Source organism: Halanaerobium sp. MA284_MarDTE_T2 (assembly GCF_003337245.1).
Lineage (GTDB): Bacteria > Bacillota > Halanaerobiia > Halanaerobiales > Halanaerobiaceae > QPJE01.
This window is the reverse complement of sequence record NZ_QPJE01000052.1, coordinates 1-4,154: the sequence shown is the minus strand read 5'-3', so window position 1 is coordinate 4,154 and position 4,154 is coordinate 1. Positions and strand designations below refer to the sequence as shown.

Sequence of the window (4,154 nt, the reverse complement as noted above, 5' to 3'; positions counted from 1 at the left end):
TTACTCCAATAGCTATGGAAGAAGGACTGCGTTTTGCAATCCGTGAAGGTGGCCACACAGTTGGTGCCGGAGTTGTTACCGAAATTATTGAGTAAAGCATAGAAATTGAATTGCCTTGTTGATATAATTCAAACTGTTTTCAATAGGCATGTGCAGATTTATACTGCACATGCTTTTTTTCTAAAAAAAAGACTTTCCCTTTTTTTTGCAGCTCTAAAAATAATTTTGGGAAACTCTATTTTCTAAAAAATATTGACATTCATCTGAGAATATGTTAAATTAATTAAGGTTATAGCTTTGAAAACGAGAATGATTAAAAATTGTACATGATTTTGAATAGATAATACTAACAAAGTAAGCAGATTGGACTGAGGAGGTGGATTTACGATGAGAGAAATTATTACTCTGGAATGTACTGAATGTAAAAACAGAAACTATTCTACCAAAAAGAATAAGTCAAACACACGTGATAGATTAGAATTAAAGAAATACTGTAAATTTTGCAAAGAACATACTCTCCATCGTGAAACAAAGTAGTTTTTCCCTGAATATTTAATTTGAGGAAGTGGTATTTTTATGGCAAAGACCGGTTTTTTTAGTAAAATAGCTAAGTTTTTTCGCCAGGTAAAGTCAGAATTAAAAAAAGTAAATTGGCCAAATAGAGAAGAAGTAGCTTCAAATACGTTAGTGGTTTTAGTAACTGTAATATCTTTGATAGTATTTATCGGTGTTTTAGATTTATTACTGGCCAATATAATTACTCCATTAATAATGTAACTGAGGAGGTGAGGGTCCTTTTTAATTAAGGGTCCTTAGAATATGACTGAAGAGAATAAAGAAAATAAATGGTATGTTGTCCATACTTATTCCGGGCATGAAAAAAAGGTTAAAGCCAATCTAGAAAAAAGAATTGAAAGTACAGGTATGGAAGATAAAATTTTTCGTATTCTGGTACCTGTTGAAGAAAAAGTTGAAAAGAAGAAGGGTAAAGATAAAATTGTTGAGAAAAAGATCTTTCCCGGTTATGTTCTGGTAGAAATGGATATGAATGATGATTCCTGGTATGTTGTCAGGAATACACCTGGGGTAACAGGTTTTGTCAGCAGTGGAACAAAGCCACTTCCACTTCAGCCAGAAGAAGTTGAACATATTTTACAGGGTATGGGCTTGAAAGAACAGGATATGACAATAGACTTTGAAGCTGGAGATAAAGTAATGGTTACAGATGGTCCATTTGAAGATTTTGTTGGAGTTGTAAAAGAAGTTCACCCACAGCAGGGTAAAGTTAAAGTATTAGTTTCTATGTTTGGTAGAGATACTCCAGTAGAGCTGGAATTTTCTCAGGTTGAGAAACAGTAATTGAAAGCAGAATTATTATTAGAAAGGAGTGTTAATGATGGCCAAAAAAGTTATGAATATAATTAAACTTCAAATACCAGGCGGTCAGGCAAATCCTGCACCACCAGTAGGACCTGCTTTAGGCCAGCATGGTGTTAATATTATGGAATTTTGTAAAGCATTTAATGCTAAAACTAAAGAACAGCAGGGTACTATTATACCGGTAGAGATAACTGTATATCAGGATAGATCATTCGATTTTATAACAAAAACCCCACCCGCAGCGGTACTGCTTAAACAGGCAGCAGGGATTGATACTGCTTCTGGTGAGCCAAATGTTAACAAAGTAGCTACAGTTAGTAAGGATGCTGTCAGAAAAATTGCAGAAACAAAAATGCCTGATTTAAATGCAGGTAGTATGGAAGCAGCTATGAGTATGATAGCAGGGACAGCAAGAAGTATGGGAATTTTAGTTGAATAAATATTTTGATTGTTCTTTCCGTTTAGCATATATGTGGGAGGAATTAATCCGATAATACCACAAGGAGGAGAATTTTTATGGGAAAACAAAGCAGGCGATATAAAGAGGTTAGGCAAAAAGTTGATCGTGATAAATTATATGAACCGGCTAAAGCACTCGAGTTAGTTAAAGAAACAGCAAGTGCAAATTTTGATGAAACTGTGGAATTATCTGCAAAATTAGGAGTTAATCCCAAACATGCAGATCAGAATATAAGAGGTACTGTAGTAATGCCTGAAGGTACAGGCCAGGAAATTACTTTAGTAGTTTTTGCTAAAGGAGAAAAAGCAAAAGAAGCTGAAGAAGCAGGTGCAGATTTTGTTGGTGCTGAAGAATTAGCAGAAAAAATCGAAGGTGGCTGGTTGGATTTTGATCTGGCTGTAGCAACACCGGATATGATGAGTGTTGTGGGAAGGCTTGGAAGAATTTTGGGACCTAAAGGACTAATGCCAAATCCAAAAGCTGGAACAGTAACTTTTGAACTAGAAAAAGCAGTTAAAGAATTTAAGGCCGGTAAATTGGAATATAGAGTTGATAAAAGTGGAATTGTTCATCTGCCAATTGGAAAAGTTTCTTTTTCAGTTGAACAGCTGTTAAACAATTACAAAACTATTATAGATACTCTGGCCAAAGAACGTCCGGCAGCTGCAAAAGGAAGATATTTTAGGTCTCTGGCTGTATCATCGACTATGGGTCCTGGAATTAAAGTTGACCCGGCAGCTAGTTTAGCACTAATTGGACGTTAGAATTGACACAGAGTTGACGCTCAATATTTTTTGTGATATATTAATTGAAGAAAAAAGAATATTTATCCGAAGACAGCAGGGGCTGAAAAAGCTTAATGTCCTGCCGAGGTTAACTTTTTGTAAATTGCAATTATGCAATTGATGTATATTACTACCTCCTGCCTGTCAACAGGAGGTTTTTTATGTTTCAAAGCTGAGGGGGTGAAATTTATGGCAAGACCAGAAAAAGAAGCAGTTGTTAAAGAACTAGCAGATAAATTTACGCATTCAAAATCTATGGTTATAACTGACTATCTTGGCCTAAATGTTGCAGAAATGACAGAATTAAGAAAACAGTTAAGAGAAGCGGGTGTGGATTATAAAGTTGTTAAAAATACCCTTGCTTCTATTGCTGCTGATGATGTTGAAATGGATGAGATGAATGAGTTTTTCAGTGGACCTACCGCAATTGCTTTTGGAATGGATGACCCGGTTTCTCCTGCAAAAATACTTGTAGATTTTGCTGAAGATCATGAAGTTCTTGAAATAAAAGCTGGTATATTAAATGGTGAAATTATAGATATTGATAAGGTTAAATCTCTTGCTAAAATACCATCCAGAGAACAATTACTGGCACAGGCATTTGCCGGTATGAAAGCACCCCTTACTGGATTGGTTAATGTACTGCAGGGTAATATTCGCGGTTTAGTTCAGGTGTTAGGTCAAATTAAAGAGCAAAAAGCTTAAAAAAATAAGGAGGATTTATAATGAATAAAGAAGAAATTATTAAAGCAATTGAAGAAATGAGTGTACTGGAACTTTCAGAATTAGTTGAGGAACTTGAAGATAAATTTGGTGTAAGCGCTGCTGCACCTGTTGCAATGGCTGCTGCTTCTGGTGACGGAGGTGCTGAAGAGGAAGAAAAAACAGAATTTGATGTTTTTCTTGCAGACATTGGTTCCAAAAAGATTCAAGTTATTAAAGCAGTTAGAGAACTTACAGGTCTTGGCCTGAAAGAAGCTAAAGCTGTAGTTGACGATGCTCCTCAGAACGTAAAAGAAGGAGTAAGTAAAGAGGAAGCAGAAGAAATGAAAGAAAAATTAGAAGAAGCTGGAGCAACAGTAGAACTTAAGTAATTAAAAATAATTTAAATATAAAATTAATAAATAGTCCTGCCTGTTATTTAAGAGGTGGGACTATTTTTTGTGTGCTCCGTAAATTATTCTGATAATAGGTGAAAGTCCTATCTATGTTGTGGCATGTATCATGTAGAAGTCAACAGTGACAGGGTGTTCACCGTGAGGTGGAATCTGAAGAGTCTGAGACGTGCTGTTAGTCCAAAACATTATGTGAACCAGAGGTGGCATCTGTAAATGGCGATTCGCCATTATAACGAAGAAGCTCAATGCCGGCATAACAACCATGCAATCTAGGCTGGATTTGCAGATGTGATTAGGGTTGGAACGACAGAAAGAGGGTATAAACTGGTGCGATTTGCTGATGATTTTGTGGTAATGACGAAATCAAAAAGGAAAGCTAAAAGAGCTTATGAAGTAGTTAAAGAAATTATT

8 protein-coding genes and 1 other annotated feature are annotated in these 4,154 nt (G+C 35.7%); all 8 genes read left to right on the top strand.

Features of this window, described 5'->3' with window-relative positions; translation table 11 throughout:
- The coding region (locus tag DFR78_RS12325; RefSeq protein WP_143009710.1) for a hypothetical protein at nt 1–95 on the top strand (95 nt) is incomplete at its 5' end.
- A gap of 292 nt (nt 96–387) precedes the next feature.
- Entirely contained in the window at nt 388–537 is a 150-nt protein-coding gene (gene rpmG, locus DFR78_RS11710) for a 50S ribosomal protein L33 (protein WP_114459005.1), read from the top strand.
- 39 nt (nt 538–576) lie between these two features.
- A complete protein-coding gene (secE, locus tag DFR78_RS11705; protein WP_114459004.1) occupies nt 577–777 on the top strand; it encodes a preprotein translocase subunit SecE in 201 nt (66 codons plus the stop codon).
- A 42-nt stretch (nt 778–819) separates the two neighbouring features.
- The gene (nusG, locus tag DFR78_RS11700; protein WP_114459003.1) at nt 820–1,359 is read left to right on the top strand and encodes a transcription termination/antitermination protein NusG; all 540 of its coding nucleotides are present in this window, start codon (nt 820–822) and stop codon (nt 1,357–1,359) included.
- Between the two features lie 37 nt (nt 1,360–1,396).
- Nucleotides 1,397–1,819 carry a 50S ribosomal protein L11 gene (gene rplK / locus DFR78_RS11695; protein ID WP_114459002.1) on the top strand — a complete coding sequence of 141 codons (423 nt, stop codon included), beginning with the start codon at nt 1,397–1,399 and terminating at the stop codon, nt 1,817–1,819.
- A gap of 77 nt (nt 1,820–1,896) precedes the next feature.
- Entirely contained in the window at nt 1,897–2,604 is a 708-nt protein-coding gene (gene rplA / locus DFR78_RS11690; protein ID WP_114459001.1) for a 50S ribosomal protein L1, read from the top strand.
- 48 nt (nt 2,605–2,652) lie between these two features.
- Nucleotides 2,653–2,796: a sequence feature (ribosomal protein L10 leader region), on the top strand.
- Between the two features lie 18 nt (nt 2,797–2,814).
- A complete protein-coding gene (gene rplJ / locus DFR78_RS11685) occupies nt 2,815–3,330 on the top strand; it encodes a 50S ribosomal protein L10 (RefSeq protein ID WP_114459000.1) in 516 nt (171 codons plus the stop codon).
- Between the two features lie 20 nt (nt 3,331–3,350).
- Entirely contained in the window at nt 3,351–3,719 is a 369-nt protein-coding gene (gene rplL, locus DFR78_RS11680; RefSeq protein WP_114458999.1) for a 50S ribosomal protein L7/L12, read from the top strand.
- Nucleotides 3,720–4,154: the final 435 nt, after the last annotated feature.